We start from the raw sequence: 16360 nt of genomic DNA on the forward strand, positions 1-16360 counted from the left end.
TTAGCATGAAGCCGTCCGTCATTTTGTATAAAGCTCTGCCGGAAGATCTGCAGAAACGCCTGGAAGAACACTTCACCGTTACGCAGGTGAAGAACCTGAGCCCGGAGACCGTGGCGCAGCACGCCGATGCGTTCGCCAGCGCCGAAGGCCTGCTGGGTTCAAGCGAAAAAGTGGATGTCGCCCTGCTGGAGAAAATGCCGAAGCTTCGTGCTACCTCAACCGTTTCCGTGGGTTATGACAATTTCGACGTGGATGCCCTGAACGCCCGTAAAATCCTGCTGATGCACACGCCGCATGCCCTGACGGAAACCGTGGCAGATACGCTGATGGCGCTGGTGCTCAGCACGGCCCGTCGCGTGGTGGAAGTGGCCGAGCGTGTGAAAGCCGGCGAATGGACGAAAAGCATTGGGCCGGACTGGTTCGGCGTGGATGTGCATGGCAAAACGCTGGGCATCGTGGGTATGGGGCGTATCGGGCTGGCGCTGGCGCAGCGCGCGCATTTCGGCTTCAACATGCCGATTCTGTATAACGCGCGCCGTCATCACAGCGAAGCAGAAGAACGCTTCAACGCGCGTTACTGCGAGCTGGATACGCTGCTGCAGGAAGCCGATTTTGTTTGCCTGATCCTGCCGCTGACGGATGAAACGCGCCATCTGATTGGCAAATCAGCGTTTGAAAAAATGAAGAAATCCGCCATCTTCATCAACGCGGGTCGCGGCCCGGTGGTGGATGAGCAGGCGCTGATTGAAGCGCTGCAAAGCGGCGATATCCACGCCGCGGGTCTGGACGTGTTTGAGCAGGAGCCGCTTCCGGTGGATTCCCCACTGCTGAGCATGCCAAACGTCGTCGCCCTGCCACACATCGGCTCTGCTACCCACGAGACGCGCTACAATATGGCGGCGACGGCAGTAGAAAACCTGATAGCCGCGCTTGCTGGAAAAGTAGACAGGAACTGCGTTAACCCGCAGATCCAACAGTAGAAACGAAAAAACCCGCCAGAAGGCGGGTTTTTGAATTTTGTGCTACTGGGTTGGAAGCTTACAGGCTTACAACGTTACCAGCCGCTGGGCCTTTAGCGCCGCTTTCGATGGTGAAGGAAACTTTCTGACCTTCGTCCAGAGATTTGTAGCCATCGTTCTGGATAGCAGAGAAGTGTACGAACACGTCTTTAGAGCCATCGTCAGGAGTGATGAAGCCGAAACCTTTATCAGCGTTGAACCATTTAACCAGACCAGTCATTTTAGCAGACATAGAAATTACCTTATTAACAAATATATTGTGCCTTCCGGCTTGATGGATTGCGTTACAGATTTTTAAGCGATGAAGGAAGGGTCACTACGAAGGGTATCTATGGATAACAATCTGGACTGCTTTACTAAACTGCTTTAGGTCTGTGTAACAAACCGACGCGAACATTTATACCGATGTGGTAGAGGAATGACAAGCGTTATTTTCTGAATGCCGAAAAAAAACCCCGCCTGAGGCGGGGTTTTTCGGTTTATTCTGTGGCAGCGACTGCTGCGCCCCACGCCTGGCTAAAGGCCTGGTGCTGGGCGGCCAGCGGCCCAATCAGCGTATTGTACTGACTTGCCTGCTGCGAGGTTGGGAACTGAATGCCGTTGGCAACAAAGCTCACCTGTGTCCCCTGCTGCGAGATGAAATCCCCGACCTGAACCAGCTGCTGAGTGAAGACCTGCGCGGCCGGAATCAGCGGTTGTATCGCTTCAGACGGTTTCGTCACTACTTTCTCATACACTTTATCGAAGACCGGTTTGAGATCCTCGCCCTGCTTCAGCGCAGAACGTGACGCGTCAGCCTGCATTTTCGCATTTTGCAGCTGCTGGCTCAGCACGCCGAGCGCACCGTTGGACTGGCGCAGCGGCTCGCGCTGAGTCATATAATCCTGGGGAACACGGATGGCGTTCACGCTATCCACTACCGGGCGGATACCGGAGTCCATCGCCTGGCTCACCTGCTGTGAATACCCATAAAGAATGGCGTAATCGGACACAAAGGGGCCAAACTGTTTTTTCTGATCCGCAGTCAGCGTCGGCAACCGCTCGCCGCTGCGCATCACTGTATTCTGCAGAAAATCGATAAACGCTTTGCGCTGATCGCCTTCTTTATCAAAACACCCACTCAGGCTAACAACCATCAACAACGCCGCAATAGGCGCAAACCAGCGAGAGCAGGACTTTCCTGTCGCCATTTTATTACTCCTTTCACCCAAAAAAGCGCACACCGGCACACGCGTGCCCGACGCTGACAAGGATAGTCCAGGTCAGCCTTGCAAGATACTCTTTTCATGTAAAACGGCTATTGCCGATTTATTTCTTACTATTTACAAAAAAATACCTGGCGAAGCCGACATATGGTTAATCAGGGAATTAGCATAACTATCCAGATAGCTGAATCGCGTAAAGCGATCGTTATCGCACGATTAATCACAGCCGTGACGATCCTTGGTTTGTATTAGGGACTATTCTTAATTGGCTCTCTGATGTTCTTGATCACGATGTGAGATTTAAGAGGAGTTCTCAATGGAATATAAAGATCCTGAGTTTGAGCTGCTGAGCAGTCTGGAACAGATCGTTTTTAAAGATGTACCGCAGGCCATTACCCTGCAACAAAAATCCAATCCCTTTACAGAATATGAGCAATTGCGCAAAGGGACAGGACTGAAAACTGAAGAATTCGCCAGAGCGATGGGTGTCAGCGTAGCTATGGTGCTGGAGTGGGAGTCAAAACGAGAGAAACCCACCCCAACCGAGTTAAAGCTGATGCGCCTGATTCAGGCCAACCCTGCACTCAGCAAACAGATAGCGTAGTAAAGTTTGAACGCCCCCGCCTCTGCGGGGGCTTGTGTTTATAGGCTCTCGAAACGCCAGCCCGTCTCTTCCCACACCATCTCGTGCGTCAACGTTAACCCTTTTAAAAACGCATCATCGTGTGACACCACCAGCAGCGCGCCGGGGAAACCAGCCAGCGCCGCTTCAATAGCCTGCACTGAAGCCAGATCCAGATGGTTGGTCGGTTCATCCAGCAACAGGAGCTGCGTGGCCTCCCCGCGCCAAAGCACGCAGGCCAGCGCAGCCTTCAAACGCTCACCACCGCTCAGTTCCGCCAGCGGGAGCGAGACTTTGTCGGCCCCCAGCTGAAGCTGGGCTAAACGGGTGCGTAACATACCCTCTTCCAGGGGCGTATTGCCCAGGTTGAGGTGCGTCATGACCGACTGCGACAGATCGAGCCGGGAAAGATGCTGATCGAGATAAGCACAGCTGACCGACACCTTGCAGGTTCCTGAGCGTGGACTAATGTCGCCGAGGATGGCTTTCAACAGCGTCGATTTCCCGCAGCCGTTCGGACCTTTTAGCGCCACCCGCATTGGCCCGTCCATCCGCCAGCTAAGCGGAGGAACAGGCACATGCGGCAGCACCAGATCTTCCAGCACCAGCACCTGTTTACCTTCCGGGATCTGACTCCCCGGCAGGGTAAACATCACCGGGTTATCTTCTTCAACCCGCTCACGCGCCTTGTTTACCGCGGCATTCAGGGCTTCATTTTGCTCGCTGTGCTGTTTTTTCCAGGCGCCGATACGTTCCTTTGCCGCGCCTTTGTATTTGACGCGTTCAAACGACGCGATATTCAGGGTATCGACGGTGCGTAATGTTTTTGCCGAGCGCCGCTGGCTGTCGTCATGCTCTTTTTGCATACGAGCGCGGGTGCGTTTGCGCTCCGTGGCCGCATGTTCCAGCGCCGCGCGGGCCGCCTGCTGTTCGGCATCGCGCTGGGTTTGATAATCCGCATAATTCCCGCCGTAGCTGCGCAGGCCACCGCTGCTCAGCTCAAGAATACGCGGCACCTGCGCCAGCAGCTCACGGTCATGGGAGGCGACGAGCACGCCGCCCTGATAACGGGCAAGCTGGTCGTAGAACCACGCCCGTCCTTGTCGATCCAGATGGTTAGTCGGTTCGTCCAGCAGCAGGAAATCCGCTTCAGCCGTAAATGCCCCGCACAGCAGCGCACGAATACGCTCGCCGCCGCTGAGCTCACCGGCTGGCTTATCTGGATCAAACGGCGGAAGTTTCGCCCGGGCAAACGCCTCGCCAAGACGTTCAGCTAAATCCCAGAATCCATCAAGCATTTCCAGATCGTCAGGCTGGTAATCGCCGCTGTCGATACGCGCTCGCGCCGCGAAGATGGCCTCGTACCCGAGCAGCTCAGCCAGCGTCGTGTGCGGCAAAATGTCCTGCTGCTGAGCCACATAGACATGTGTTCCGGTACGTTCAATATGCCCGCTTGCAGGCTCATCAAGCCCCGCCAGCAGACGCAGCAGACGCGTTTTCCCGCTGCCGTTACGGCCAACCAGAGCGCACAGAGACGGCTCCAGAGAAAAACTCAGCGGACCAAAAAGGGTATCTCCCGTCGGAAACTGACAGGTGACCTGATGCAAAATAAAAGAAGGGGGCTGCGCAAAATGAGCCATAAGCACTCCTGAATGAAATCAAAACATCCCCTGCCCACGCGGTGGCGTTTAGCAAGGATCGAAATTCATCAGTCGTGTTTATTCATTTTTGGGGGGCGCTCCAGAGCGAGAAATTTAACGGAGATAAGGATAGCGGTAATGGGTTGACCATTTCAAGGTTAAATTTTGGACGATTTGTACTCCCTCTCCCTTTGGGCTGAGGGATCCCCACCAAATATTGCCTGCACAGACGGCCCCCTCTCCCTTGAGGGAGAGGGCTGGGGTGAGGGGAAGCATACGACTCTGGTGGTCATTCCGTTCACTTTATGTTCCTTGCTACTCTGTAACGACAATACCCGTGAACGTGCCAGGGTGGCTCAGTCGCCACCACCCTGGCTACCCGGGCTCCCGGCGGTAAATCGCCGCTACGCGGTACCTTCGGCTTATTCCTTCCGGCTTATCGGGGACGGGCGGAGGTAACATCCCTGTAAAGCCCGCCCTCTCAGCGCATCCATGCGCCTCGCCCCGGCCTGCAGGAAACGCCTCAGCGATTTACAGCCGGACCATAGCGTCGCTGTAAGACCTCTGCCCGCAATATGTTTTTCATTGCGGTAATTTTGCGAGTCTCTTTCCAGAAATGGTAATATCCTCAGTGGCATAGCTCAAATCTATTGCCGCCTGTTTTGATGAGCAGTAAGTTCTCTTTGCACCTGCAAAATCAGGTGCCGGGTTTAGCATCCTGGCTTATCTTATCGGCGGCACATTATGTGCAGCATGCTTTGCTACATCTCAATGGTGGGCTGAGCAGGGGCATCGAAAGATGCGCCGGTATCCGATAAGGCCGGTAATGCTAACTCTGTTCAGTCCACCACCAGCGAAGTTAGCATTTCCGGTGGTGGAAGCTTTATCACTTATCGGAGGCTGCCAATATGGCTACTACCCCAACCCAAGCTCATTCTTTATTCACCCTGCCCTTTAACCACGCCACCGACTTCACCGAACTGGCGGATAACTGCGAACGTTTTACCGACGCACTGGTAGATTGCGAAGAACCCGCCCCAAAAATGGCGCTTTACGGCAGACTTTATGCCTGTCTGAATCTTCTGCAACCCACGCTTCTGGAACCTGTTCCGGACGCTTTAAAAGCCAGCCTGACCGTGAAGGAACTCCCGTCACGCGTTCCGGCTTTCGAACCCGAATGCGATCAGCTGGGGCGCTACTGTCAGGAGCTTACGCAGATGCTGATGAACGGCTCACTGCCGCGACAATCTGAAATCGTGATGGAAGATTTGCTGTGCGAGCTGGTCAGCTACTTTGCTGATACGCTGAAGGCACCGCGCTGGCTGCAGACAGACGAAGGCACAATCGCGATCGGCTAAACCTGCCGGATGGCGCTGCGCTTATCCGGTCTACAAAAGACCCATAAAAAAACCCGCCGAAGCGGGTTTTTAGCATTGGTTACAACGGGCACATTACTGCAACAGCGAAATATCCGCCACGCGCAGGAACAGCTCGCGCAGTTTTTCGAGCATGGAGAGACGGTTAATACGCAGTTCTTTATCTTCTACGTTCACCATCACTTTCTCGAAGAAGGCGTCGATCACGTCACGCAGCTCCGCCAGCTCCACCAGCGCTTCCTGGTAACGACCTTCCGCGAAGTACGGTTCGAGCTTGTCGCGCAGCACCACAACCTGCATCGCCAGAGCAATCTCTTCCGGCTCTTTCAGCGTCGCGGCGTTTACGCGCTCGTTTAGCGTCTCGTCGGATTTCGCCAGGATGTTGGATACACGCTTGTTGGCCGCCGCCAGGGCAGATGCCGCTTCCAGGGTACGGAAGTGGGAAACCGCCTTCATACGCGCATCGAAATCAGCCGGACGGGTTGGACGACGCGCCAGCACCGCCTGAATGGTGTCGACGGTGTAACCTTCGTCCTGATACCACGCGCGGAAACGGCCGAGCATAAAGTCGATCACGTCATCCACAACGTTCGCGTTGGTCAGCTTGTCGCCGTACAGACGCACCGCTTCTTCGGTCAGGGTCTGCAGATCAAGGTTCAGGTTCTTCTCAACGATGATGCGCAGCACGCCCAGCGCGGCACGACGCAGCGCAAACGGGTCTTTATCGCCTTTCGGATGCTGGCCGATGCCGAAGATACCCGCCAGGGTGTCCATCTTATCGGCAATCGCTACAGCGCAGGCAACCGGGTTGGACGGCAGATCGTCGCCCGCAAAGCGCGGCTGATACTGCTCGTTCAGAGCTACGGCCACGTCTTCCGCTTCGCCATCGTGACGCGCGTAGTGCATGCCCATTACGCCCTGGGTGTCGGTGAATTCGAACACCATGTTGGTCATCAGGTCGCATTTGGAGAGCAGGCCCGCGCGGGTCGCGTGGTTAACGTCGGCACCGATTTCACGGGCGATCCAGCCGGACAGCTCCGCGATACGGTCGGTTTTGTCGCGCAGCGTACCCAGTTGCTGCTGGAACAGCACGGTCTGCAGGCGCGGCAGGTTATCTTCCAGACGCTTTTTACGGTCGGTATTGAAGAAGAACTCGGCATCCGCCAGACGCGGGCGCACCACTTTCTCGTTACCGGAGATAATCTGGCTCGGATCTTTCGATTCGATGTTCGCCACGAAGATGAAGTTTGGCAGCAGCTTGCCGTCGTTGGCGTAAACCGGGAAGTACTTCTGGTCACCCTTCATGGTGTAAACCAGCGCTTCTGCCGGAACGGCCAGGAATTTCTCTTCGAATTTCGCGGTCAGCACAACCGGCCATTCCACCAGAGAAGTGACCTCTTCCAGCAGGCTGTCGCTCAGGTCGGCATTACCGCCAATCTTACGCGCCGCTTCTTCCGCGTCCGCTTTAATTTTGGCTTTACGCTGTTCGTAGTCGGCAATCACTTTACCGCGCTCCAGCAGGATCTGCGGGTACTGGTCGGCATTGTCGATGGTGAACTCTGGCTCGCCCATAAAGCGGTGGCCGCGGATCACGCGATCGGACGCCACGCCCAGAATGGTCGCCGGAATAACGGTGTCGCCCAGCAGCAGGGTCACGGTGTGTACCGGACGCACGAAGTGTACGTCAGACGCGCCCCAGCGCATCAGCTTAGGAATCGGCAGCTTCGCCAGAGAAGTGGCGATCATGTTTGGCAGCAGCGCTTCCGCGCTTTCGCCTTTCACGTGGGCACGATACAGCAGCCATTCGCCTTTATCGGTGGTCAGACGTTCGGCCTGATCGACGGTGATGCCGCAGCCGCGCGCCCAGCCTTCGGCAGCCTTGCTTGGCTTGCCTTCCGCGTCAAACGCCTGGGCAATCGCCGGGCCACGTTTTTCAACTTCACGATCCGGCTGAGACGCCGCCAGATTTGCCACTTTCAGCGCCAGACGACGCGGTGCAGCAAACCACTCAATTTTACCGTGCGCCAGGCCAGCGTTATCCAGCTCGGCGGTCACGTTCGCAGCAAAAGATTCAGCCAGGCTGCGCAGGGCTTTTGGTGGCAGCTCTTCGGTGCCGATTTCCACCAGGAAAGTTTTCTCAGACATGGCCGCCTCTTATTTGTTTCGGTTGCACATCGGGAAGCCAAGGGCTTCACGGGACGCGTAGTAAGCTTCTGCAACGGCTTTGGTCAGGGTGCGAATACGCAGAATGTAGCGCTGACGTTCAGTCACGGAGATGGCTTTGCGGGCGTCCAGCAGGTTGAAGCTGTGGGCGGCCTTCAGAATACGCTCGTAAGCAGGCAGCGGCAGCGGAGTTTCCAGCGCCAGCAGCTGCTGTGCCTCTTTCTCGTACTGCTCGAAGCAGGTGAACAGGAAGTCCACGTCCGCGTATTCGAAGTTATAGGTGGATTGCTCCACTTCGTTCTGATGGAACACGTCGCCGTAGGTGGTTTTACCCAGCGGGCCGTCGCTCCAGACCAGGTCGTAAACGCTGTCTACGCCCTGAATGTACATGGCCAGACGTTCCAGACCGTAGGTGATTTCACCGGTGATTGGCTTACATTCCAGACCGCCAACCTGCTGGAAGTAGGTGAACTGGGTCACTTCCATGCCGTTCAGCCACACTTCCCAACCGAGACCCCAGGCACCCAGCGTTGGGTTTTCCCAGTTGTCTTCCACGAAACGGATGTCGTGGATGGTTGGATCCATACCCAGCTCTTTCAGCGACCCGAGATACAGTTCCTGAATGTTGTCGGGTGATGGCTTAATCACCACCTGGAACTGATAGTAATGCTGCAGACGGTTCGGGTTTTCACCGTAACGACCATCGGTCGGACGACGGGAAGGCTGCACATACGCGGTCGCCATTGGCTCTGGGCCCAACGCGCGCAGGCTGGTCATCGGGTGTGAAGTGCCGGCGCCGACTTCCATGTCCAAAGGTTGAACAATGGTACAGCCCTGACGAGCCCAGTAATCCTGTAAGGTCAGGATCAGGCCCTGGAAGGTCTTGGTATCAAACTTTTGCATAGTATTTCGTGCTGGATACGTGTGGTTTTAAATGGAAGGGACCAGTATACCCGCTGGCTGCAAGATATACAGTACGAAACGGGGTTGTTTAGGGAAAATTGGGAAATAAGCCTTCCGGCCAGAACGCTGGCGGCGTCTGGTTGTTGATTATGCGAGCAGGCTAGCGCATGGAGAGATGTAAAAACTGACCGTCCGCATCAAACGAGCAGACAAAGCCCTCTTTACGCGCCGTATACCCTCTAAGCTCATAGCTGCCCTGAAAGCGCTCGAATCCGATGACGTTAATTTTCTGAACGTCCGAGTTATAGCGCCGAGCGGCCCGCTCTTTACAGAGCGCTTCCATATTCAGCGAACGCTCCGGGCTTATTTTCCCCTGCTGCGCTTTTTGCACGGGGACTTCCTGTGGCGCACTGCATCCTGCCAGCATCAACAGCAGAAAGAGTGATGCCACACGCTTCATCATCATTTTTATTACCGTCCTGGTCAGCGGCTGTTATTTTTAATATCAACACTTTTATAGATTAAGGTCTGCCATTCTGCGAATCTCGCGGTCTCCCGGCAAGCCTGCGCATAAAACTCAGAATTTTCCAAACGAAGACTTTTGGACAATGGGAGTCCCACTCACTTTAAAGGGAATACGAGGAACTGATGCCGTCAAAAATTAACTGGATTGATAACCTGCGCGGAATAGCGTGTCTGATGGTGGTCATGATCCACACGACGACCTGGTATGTCACGAATGCCCACAGCATCAGCCACGTTAACTGGGATATTGCCAATATCCTCAACTCCGCGTCGCGCGTCAGCGTGCCGCTGTTTTTTATGATTTCCGGCTTTCTCTTTTTTGGCGAGCGAAGCACGCAGCCGAGGCACTTCATCCGCATTGCGGCCTGTCTGGGGTTCTACAGCGCCGTTGCCCTGCTCTATATCACCCTGTTTACCTCCATTAACGCCGGGTTATCCCTCAAATATTTGCTGCAAAAACCGGTTTTCTACCACCTGTGGTTCTTCTTCGCCATCATCGTTATCTATCTGGTCTCTCCGCTCATTCAGGTGAAAAACGTCAGCGGGAAAATGCTTCTGGCCCTGATGGTGGTGATTGGCATTGTCGCCAACCCGAACACGGTCTCGCAGAAAATCGACGGTTTCGAATGGTTGCCGGTAAACCTCTATATCAACGGCGACACCTTCTACTACGTGCTTTACGGCATGCTGGGGCGCGCCATCGGGATGATGGACACGCAAAAGCGCGGTCTGAACTGGCTCTGCGGAGCGCTGTTTATCGCCGGCGTGGCGGTGATTTCACGCGGGACGCTACATGAGCTTCAGTGGCGCGGCAATTTTGCCGATACCTGGTATCTGTATTGCGGGCCGATGGTCTTTATCTGTGCCGTATCGCTGCTCACGCTCGTTAAAAACACCCTGAATGCGCGTCCCCTTCCCGTGCTGGGCTTTATCTCGCGGCACTCGCTGGGAATTTACGGTTTTCACGCGCTGGTGATCCACGCCCTGCGAACAAGGGGCGTTGAGCTCAAAAACTGGCCGGTGCTGGATATCGTCTGGATTTTTGCCGCTACGCTGGTTATCAGCCTGCTGCTGTCGGTGCTGCTGCAAAAAATCGACACGCGCCGCTTCGTCAGCTAACGCTGCGCTGCCGGGCGCGGTGGTACTGGCGCGGGGAGGAAAACCCTGCCGCCAGCGAGGCCTGTTCCACGCCGCGCCCCTGCATCAGCCACTGCTCCGCCACCGCCAGACGCAGCTGCTCCAGATAATCGCGGACGCTAATCCCTAAATGCGTCTGGAAAAGCCGGGTGAGATGGCGCGGGCTGACGTGCGCCAGTGCGGCGATATCAGGCAAGCTCCACGTTTTTTGCGGCTCGGCGGTGAGCGCATCCTGCGCCCGATGGATCGCCGGATGAAGATGGTTGCGATAGCGCAGCCACGGTGAAAGCTGGGGATCGTCACCGGAACGGCGGAACCAGACCACCATCTCGCGCGCCACGGCCAGCGCCTTTTCGGGACCGCACAGGCGGTTAATCATATGCAGCGCCAGATCGATGCCCGACGTGATCCCCGCGCTGGTCCAGATATTCTCGTCCTGTACAAAGATGCGGTTTTCTTTAATCGTCGCCGTGGGAGCCACAGTGCGTAAACGGCTGATAACGTCATGATGGGTTGTGCACTGTTTGTTATTCAGCAGGCCCGATTTCGCCGCCAGCAGTGCACCAGAACAGACGCACATCACCGTGATATCCCGGCGCTGAATGACCGGCTGCAGACGCATTAGCCAGTGCTGGATCTGCTGCGCCTGCGGCGTTGAGAACTGAACGCGGGAGTCGCTCACCCCCGGCAGGACCAGCAGACTCCCCGGAGGCAGACTTTCCGGCAACGGCTGGATGCCGCCCATCGTCAGGCCTATCGACGTCGGCACGTCCGGTTGCGGCCCAATGTAATGCAGACGAAACGCGTCGCCAGCCAGCACAAAGGTCTCCGCCGGGCCTGACATATCCAGTGCCAGTACCCCGGGTAACATCACGAACCAGACGTCGATGCGCATTATAGTGACTCCAGCGTCTCCGCTACCGTTTTAATTTCGGCAAAACGCCCGGCCAGTACCGTCTCGGTACGATGGCGAATTTCCGCTGCGCTCAGGGTAATGCCCTTGTACATCATGGGAAACGTCAGCGTTGCCTCGCTCACAAACGTCACAGCATAACCCAGATCGGATGCTACCCGAGCGGTGGTTTCACAGCATTGTTCCGTGCGAATGCCGCAGATAATCAGCTGGTTGATATCACGCTCGCGCAGCCAGCGGTCAAGCCCGGTATCCGTGAAGGCATTATGGACGTGTTTCTGGAAAACCACATCCGGCTGATGACGCAAAAAGGCCATCGGTTTGACATAGCCGCTTTGCAGCGTGAAGGGGCCGTCTTCATCCACATGAAAAATATCAACGACTGGAATACCGCGCGCCTGGCAGCCTTCAATCAGCCCCAGCATCGCCTGCTGAAAGGCAGGAATGTCGCCCTCCTGCCAGTAAGGGCGATGATGGAAGGACTGCTGAGTATCAATATTGATGAGTGCAATGCGTGACATGATAAATCTCCTCGCCAGTGGGTGTGTCACCATACTGGCAAGGAAAGAGAGGCACGCACAGACCAAAAAAGGACATCTTCGTGCCTCTGTCGGACAAGCGAGTTTATGACATCAGCGGCAGCAATTGCTGATAGATTTTGCGGAACACCTCGCGCCTTTCGGCATAACGGGCATGTCCTGCCGCGTCAGGCACATGCGCCTGTTCAAGCGTAAGCTGCGGCAGCAGCTGCGAAAGCGGCTTGTCCGGGTTCATAGCGATCTGCGCCAGACGCGCGGCGCCGAGCGCGGGGCCTACATCCCCTCCCGTGCGGAAATCCAGCTGCAACCCGCTGATATCCGCCAGCATCTGTCGCCAGTAAGGGCTTCGCGCGCCGCCGCCAATCAGGGTGACGCTCGCCGGTTTCAGGCCGCAGTCGTGCACCACATCCATTCCGTCGGCCAGCGCATACCCCACACCTTCCAGAACCGCACGCGCCAGCTCTGCCGGGCCGTGCTGATGGGTTAGGCCAAAGAATACCCCTTTCGCTTCCGGGTTGTTGTGCGGCGTACGCTCGCCAGAAAGATAGGGTAAAAACCAGACGGTACTCGCCGCGTCATCCGCCTGCTGCGCTGCCGCAATGAGTGCCGGAACGTCCGCCATGCCGGTAAGCTTCGCCGCCCAGTCCAGGCAGGATGCCGCGCTCAGCATCACCGACATCAAATGCCATTTTCCCGGAAGCGCATGACAGAAACTGTGCACAGCGCTTTCGGGATTGCTGCGATAGCCGTCGCTGACGGCAAAATAGACCCCAGAGGTTCCCAGCGACAGCATCGCCTGCCCCGCCTCAACCATCCCGACACCCACGGCACCCGCCGCGTTATCGCCGCCCCCGGCCACCACCGGTACGGCAGGCATATTCCAGCGTTCCGCAACGTCTGGCAGCAGCGTACCCGTCACCTCACAGCCTTCGAACAGCGCGGGCATATGTTCCCGGGTCAGATGGCAGGCATCCAGCATCGCCTCGCTCCAGTCGCGCTTCGCCACGTCGAGCCACATGGTGCCCGCGGCATCGGACATGTCGCTGGCGAAATCGCCTGTCATGCGAAAACGCAGATAGTCTTTTGGCAACAGGACTTTCGCCACCTGACGGAAAATCTCCGGCTCGTGGCGCTGTACCCACAAAAGTTTTGGTGCGGTGAAGCCCGGCATCATCAGGTTGCCCGTAATCTCGCGGGACGTGGGCACACGCGCTTCAAGGATTGCGCACTCTTCCGCACAGCGGCCATCGTTCCAGAGAATAGCCGGGCGCAGAACGCGATGCTGGCTATCCAGCAACGTTGCACCATGCATTTGTCCGGCAATGCCCAGCGCTTTCACGTCGCGCAGGCTGTGCTGCTCGCCTAAGGCTTTCATCGCGCGATCCGTCGCCTGCCACCACTGCTCCGGGTCCTGCTCCGACCACAGCGGATGCGGGCGTGAAACCTGCAGCTTTTCAGTCTGCGTTGCTAACACGTCGCCCTGCTCGCTTAACAGGATGGCTTTCACACCCGATGTGCCAAGATCGATCCCGATATACATTGTGGTGACTCCTTTGACAGAAATGCCCGGTGGCGCTTCCGCTTACCGGGCCTGGATGCTGTTATTTATCGAACAGGTAGTGATTAACCAGGTTTTCCAGCAGTTCCTGATGCCCGCTCTGGTGCTGCGGCGCCAGCTGCTGTTGTTCAGCGTACTTCGCGATGTCCGCAAGCGATAACTGACCCTTCAAAATTTGCTGGCCCAGCTCACTGTTCCAGCCGCTGTAGCGCTTCGCCACGCGCTTATCCAGCTCGCCGTCTTCAATCATACGCGCCGCCACTTTCAGCGCCAGCGCCATGGTGTCCATCGCGCCAATGTGGCCGTAGAACAGATCGTATTTGTCGGTGCTCTGGCGACGCACCTTGGCGTCAAAGTTAAGGCCGCCGGTGGTGAAACCGCCCGCTTTGACGATCTCGTACATCACCAGCGCATTCTCTTCCACGCTGTTCGGGAACTGGTCGGTATCCCAGCCCAGCTGCGGATCGCCGCGGTTCGCATCTACCGATCCGAAGATGCCCAGCGCAATCGCAGAGGCAATTTCGTGATGGAATGAGTGGCCCGCCAGGGTAGCGTGGTTAGCCTCAATATTCACTTTGATCTCTTTTTCCAGACCAAACTGCTTCAGGAAGCCATACACGGTGGCGACATCGTAGTCGTACTGATGCTTGGTTGGTTCCTGCGGTTTAGGCTCGATCAGCAGCGTGCCGCGGAAGCCGATTTTGTGCTTATGGTCGACAACCATCTGCATAAAGCGGCCAATCTGCTCGCGCTCCTGGCGCAGGTCGGTATTGAGCAGGGTTTCATAGCCTTCACGGCCGCCCCACAGGACATAGTTTTCGCCGCCCAGCTGATGCGTAGCGTTCATTGCCGTCACCACCTGCGTAGCCGCCCAGCTAAACACTTCCGGATCCGGGTTGGTGGCCGCACCCGCACCGTAGCGTGGGTTGGTGAAGCAGTTTGCCGTACCCCAGAGCAGCTTCACGCCGCTTTGCTGCTGTTTTTCTGCCAGCACGTCCACCATCTGCGCAAAATTGTTCAGGTACTCTTTCAGCGACGCCCCTTCCGGCGATACGTCAACATCATGGAAGCAGTAGTACGGCACGTTCAGCTTGTGGAAGAACTCAAACGCCACGTCGGCTTTGCGTTTCGCCAGCTCGATGGCCTCACCCGGCTGTTGCCACGGACGGTCAAAGGAACCCACGCCGAACATATCGGCGCCGTTCCAGCAGAAGGTATGCCAGTAACAGGCGGCAAAGCGCAGATGATCTTCCATGCGCTTACCCAGCACCAGCTCATCCGGATTGTAGTGACGAAATGCTAAAGGATTGGTCGTTTTTGGGCCTTCGTAACGAACGCGATCGAGTTGGTCGAAATAAGCTTGCATATTGAGCTCCATAATCAGGGTATGCGGCGAGTCGTTGATTCAGGAGTAATAGTGAATAGACATTTTGGGTTGCTCAATTACGTTATTTCACACTGCTATTGAGAGAATGCACAACTGTGCGCTGGCTCGCAAAATAATGCGCAGACAAACTATTTTTCGGCGCGCATTCCAGAATCAAATGTAATTAAGGCGTTACGAATTTTAAAATCCGATCGCGGTCATAAATTCAGAAATAAACCAAATATCGTAATGAGAAGATAAAAATCTGTAATTGCCAGCCCGCCTTTCCGCGTTAAAAATTTGCTGCGACCCAGCAGTGAATGTTTCTTTTATCTCAGCAACACATACCCCTACAAAAAGGCCTAATAATTATGAAGATAAAGAACCTGACCCTAACGCTCTGCACTACGCTCCTCCTTGTAAGCTTTGCAGGACATGCCAAGGAGGTCAAAATTGGTATGGCGATTGATGACCTGCGTCTGGAGCGCTGGCAAAAAGATCGCGATATTTTTGTGAAAAAAGCGGAATCACTCGGTGCGAATGTGTTTGTTCAGTCGGCTAACGGCAATGAAGAAACGCAAATGTCGCAGATCGAGAATATGATCAACCGGGGAGTCGATGTTCTGGTCATTATCCCTTATAACGGCCAGGTATTAAGTAACGTGGTGAAAGAAGCGAAGCAGGAAGGCATAAAAGTTCTCGCTTATGACCGCATGATTAATAACGCCGATATTGATTATTATATTTCCTTCGACAATGAAAAAGTGGGCGAATTACAGGCGCAAAGCCTGATCGACAAAGTGCCTCAAGGCAATTATTTCCTGATGGGCGGTTCGCCGGTGGATAACAACGCCAAACTGTTCCGCGAAGGGCAAATGAAGGTCCTTAAGCCGTACATCGACAGCGGCAAAATTAAGGTGGTCGGCGATCAGTGGGCCGACGGATGGTTACCAGAAAATGCCCTGAAGATTATGGAAAATGCGCTGACGGCCAATAACAACAAAATTGATGCTGTCGTGGCCTCCAACGATGCCACAGCAGGCGGGGCTATTCAGGCTCTGAGTGCCCAGGGGCTGGCCGGTAAAGTCGCGATTTCTGGTCAGGATGCGGATCTGGCGGGCGTAAAACGCATTATTGCAGGAACTCAGACCATGACGGTCTACAAACCGATTACCGAACTTGCCAATACGGCGGCGGAAATTGCCGTTGAGCTGGGCAACGGTAAGCAACCTAAAGCAGATGCAACGCTGAATAACGGCCTGAAAGACGTTCCGGCTCGCCTGCTCACGCCAATTGAAGTCAATAAAGAGAACATTGACGTCACCGTTATTAAAGACGGTTTCCACAAGAAGAGCGAACTGTAATCCGGCGCTGCCCCTGCTCTGCGGGGGCGC

At 55.7% G+C, this 16360-nt stretch carries 15 protein-coding genes and 1 pseudogene; 6 read left to right on the top strand and 10 right to left on the bottom strand.

What is annotated here, in order from left to right:
* Positions 1-5: 5 nt before the first annotated feature.
* Positions 6-980 (top strand): glyoxylate/hydroxypyruvate reductase GhrB, encoded by a 975-nt coding sequence (gene ghrB, locus ACMWL8_RS16295; RefSeq protein ID WP_045260019.1) that lies wholly within the window; start codon positions 6-8, stop codon positions 978-980.
* Positions 981-1038: 58 nt separating this feature from the next.
* On the opposite strand, the gene cspA is transcribed toward ghrB, so the two are convergent.
* Positions 1039-1251, bottom strand: coding sequence for an RNA chaperone/antiterminator CspA (cspA, locus tag ACMWL8_RS16300; protein WP_003860775.1), 213 nt, complete (start codon positions 1249-1251; stop codon positions 1039-1041).
* Between the two features lie 247 nt (positions 1252-1498).
* Positions 1499-2209, bottom strand: a complete 711-nt coding sequence (locus ACMWL8_RS16305) for a DUF3053 domain-containing protein (RefSeq protein WP_045260020.1) — start codon at positions 2207-2209, stop codon at positions 1499-1501.
* Positions 2210-2540: 331 nt separating this feature from the next.
* Here ACMWL8_RS16305 and ACMWL8_RS16310 point away from each other — a divergent pair, with 331 nt between their 5' ends.
* Positions 2541-2828: an HTH-type transcriptional regulator gene (locus ACMWL8_RS16310; protein WP_028015078.1), complete on the top strand. Its 288-nt coding sequence runs from the start codon at positions 2541-2543 to the stop codon at positions 2826-2828.
* 38 nt (positions 2829-2866) lie between these two features.
* On the opposite strand, the gene ACMWL8_RS16315 is transcribed toward ACMWL8_RS16310, so the two are convergent.
* Positions 2867-4486, bottom strand: a complete 1620-nt coding sequence (locus ACMWL8_RS16315) for an ABC-F family ATP-binding cassette domain-containing protein (RefSeq protein ID WP_045260021.1) — start codon at positions 4484-4486, stop codon at positions 2867-2869.
* 795 nt (positions 4487-5281) lie between these two features.
* On the opposite strand from ACMWL8_RS16315, the pseudogene ACMWL8_RS16320 reads away from it, so the two are divergent.
* Positions 5282-5506, top strand: a pseudogene (locus ACMWL8_RS16320) (hypothetical protein); the annotation flags it as partial.
* Positions 5467-5844, top strand: coding sequence for a hypothetical protein (locus ACMWL8_RS16325; RefSeq protein WP_301538619.1), 378 nt, complete (start codon positions 5467-5469; stop codon positions 5842-5844). The pseudogene ACMWL8_RS16320 and the gene ACMWL8_RS16325, both read left to right, overlap by 40 nt.
* Positions 5845-5937: 93 nt before the next feature.
* Here ACMWL8_RS16325 and glyS read toward each other — a convergent pair whose 3' ends face one another.
* The 3 genes from glyS to ACMWL8_RS16340 form a co-directional block, all read right to left on the bottom strand.
* The gene (gene glyS, locus ACMWL8_RS16330; RefSeq protein ID WP_028015075.1) at positions 5938-8007 is read right to left on the bottom strand and encodes a glycine--tRNA ligase subunit beta; all 2070 of its coding nucleotides are present in this window, start codon (positions 8005-8007) and stop codon (positions 5938-5940) included.
* A gap of 9 nt (positions 8008-8016) precedes the next feature.
* A complete protein-coding gene (glyQ, locus tag ACMWL8_RS16335; protein WP_003860141.1) occupies positions 8017-8928 on the bottom strand; it encodes a glycine--tRNA ligase subunit alpha in 912 nt (303 codons plus the stop codon).
* A gap of 160 nt (positions 8929-9088) precedes the next feature.
* A complete protein-coding gene (locus tag ACMWL8_RS16340; protein ID WP_028015074.1) occupies positions 9089-9394 on the bottom strand; it encodes a YsaB family lipoprotein in 306 nt (101 codons plus the stop codon).
* Between the two features lie 182 nt (positions 9395-9576).
* On the opposite strand from ACMWL8_RS16340, the gene ACMWL8_RS16345 reads away from it, so the two are divergent.
* Positions 9577-10572 (top strand): acyltransferase, encoded by a 996-nt coding sequence (locus tag ACMWL8_RS16345; RefSeq protein WP_045260022.1) that lies wholly within the window; start codon positions 9577-9579, stop codon positions 10570-10572.
* On the opposite strand, the gene ACMWL8_RS16350 is transcribed toward ACMWL8_RS16345, so the two are convergent.
* From ACMWL8_RS16350 to xylA, 4 genes are all read right to left on the bottom strand, one after another.
* The gene (locus ACMWL8_RS16350; RefSeq protein ID WP_045260023.1) at positions 10565-11485 is read right to left on the bottom strand and encodes a GlxA family transcriptional regulator; all 921 of its coding nucleotides are present in this window, start codon (positions 11483-11485) and stop codon (positions 10565-10567) included. The genes ACMWL8_RS16345 and ACMWL8_RS16350 overlap by 8 nt on opposite strands.
* Positions 11485-12024, bottom strand: coding sequence for an isochorismatase family protein (locus ACMWL8_RS16355; protein WP_028015071.1), 540 nt, complete (start codon positions 12022-12024; stop codon positions 11485-11487). The genes ACMWL8_RS16350 and ACMWL8_RS16355 overlap by 1 nt, the downstream gene beginning before the upstream one ends.
* Before the next feature lie 103 nt (positions 12025-12127).
* Positions 12128-13582, bottom strand: a complete 1455-nt coding sequence (gene xylB / locus ACMWL8_RS16360) for a xylulokinase (RefSeq protein WP_045260024.1) — start codon at positions 13580-13582, stop codon at positions 12128-12130.
* Between the two features lie 61 nt (positions 13583-13643).
* Positions 13644-14966 carry a xylose isomerase gene (xylA, locus tag ACMWL8_RS16365; protein ID WP_088204493.1) on the bottom strand — a complete coding sequence of 441 codons (1323 nt, stop codon included), beginning with the start codon at positions 14964-14966 and terminating at the stop codon, positions 13644-13646.
* Positions 14967-15337: 371 nt separating this feature from the next.
* Between xylA and xylF the strand changes: the two genes are divergently transcribed.
* Positions 15338-16330 (top strand): D-xylose ABC transporter substrate-binding protein, encoded by a 993-nt coding sequence (xylF, locus tag ACMWL8_RS16370; protein WP_045260026.1) that lies wholly within the window; start codon positions 15338-15340, stop codon positions 16328-16330.
* Positions 16331-16360: the final 30 nt, after the last annotated feature.

Source organism: Enterobacter sp. 04-C-12-SI-ECC, assembly GCF_047530715.1.
In the GTDB taxonomy this organism is placed as follows: Bacteria; Pseudomonadota; Gammaproteobacteria; order Enterobacterales; family Enterobacteriaceae; genus Enterobacter; species Enterobacter bugandensis.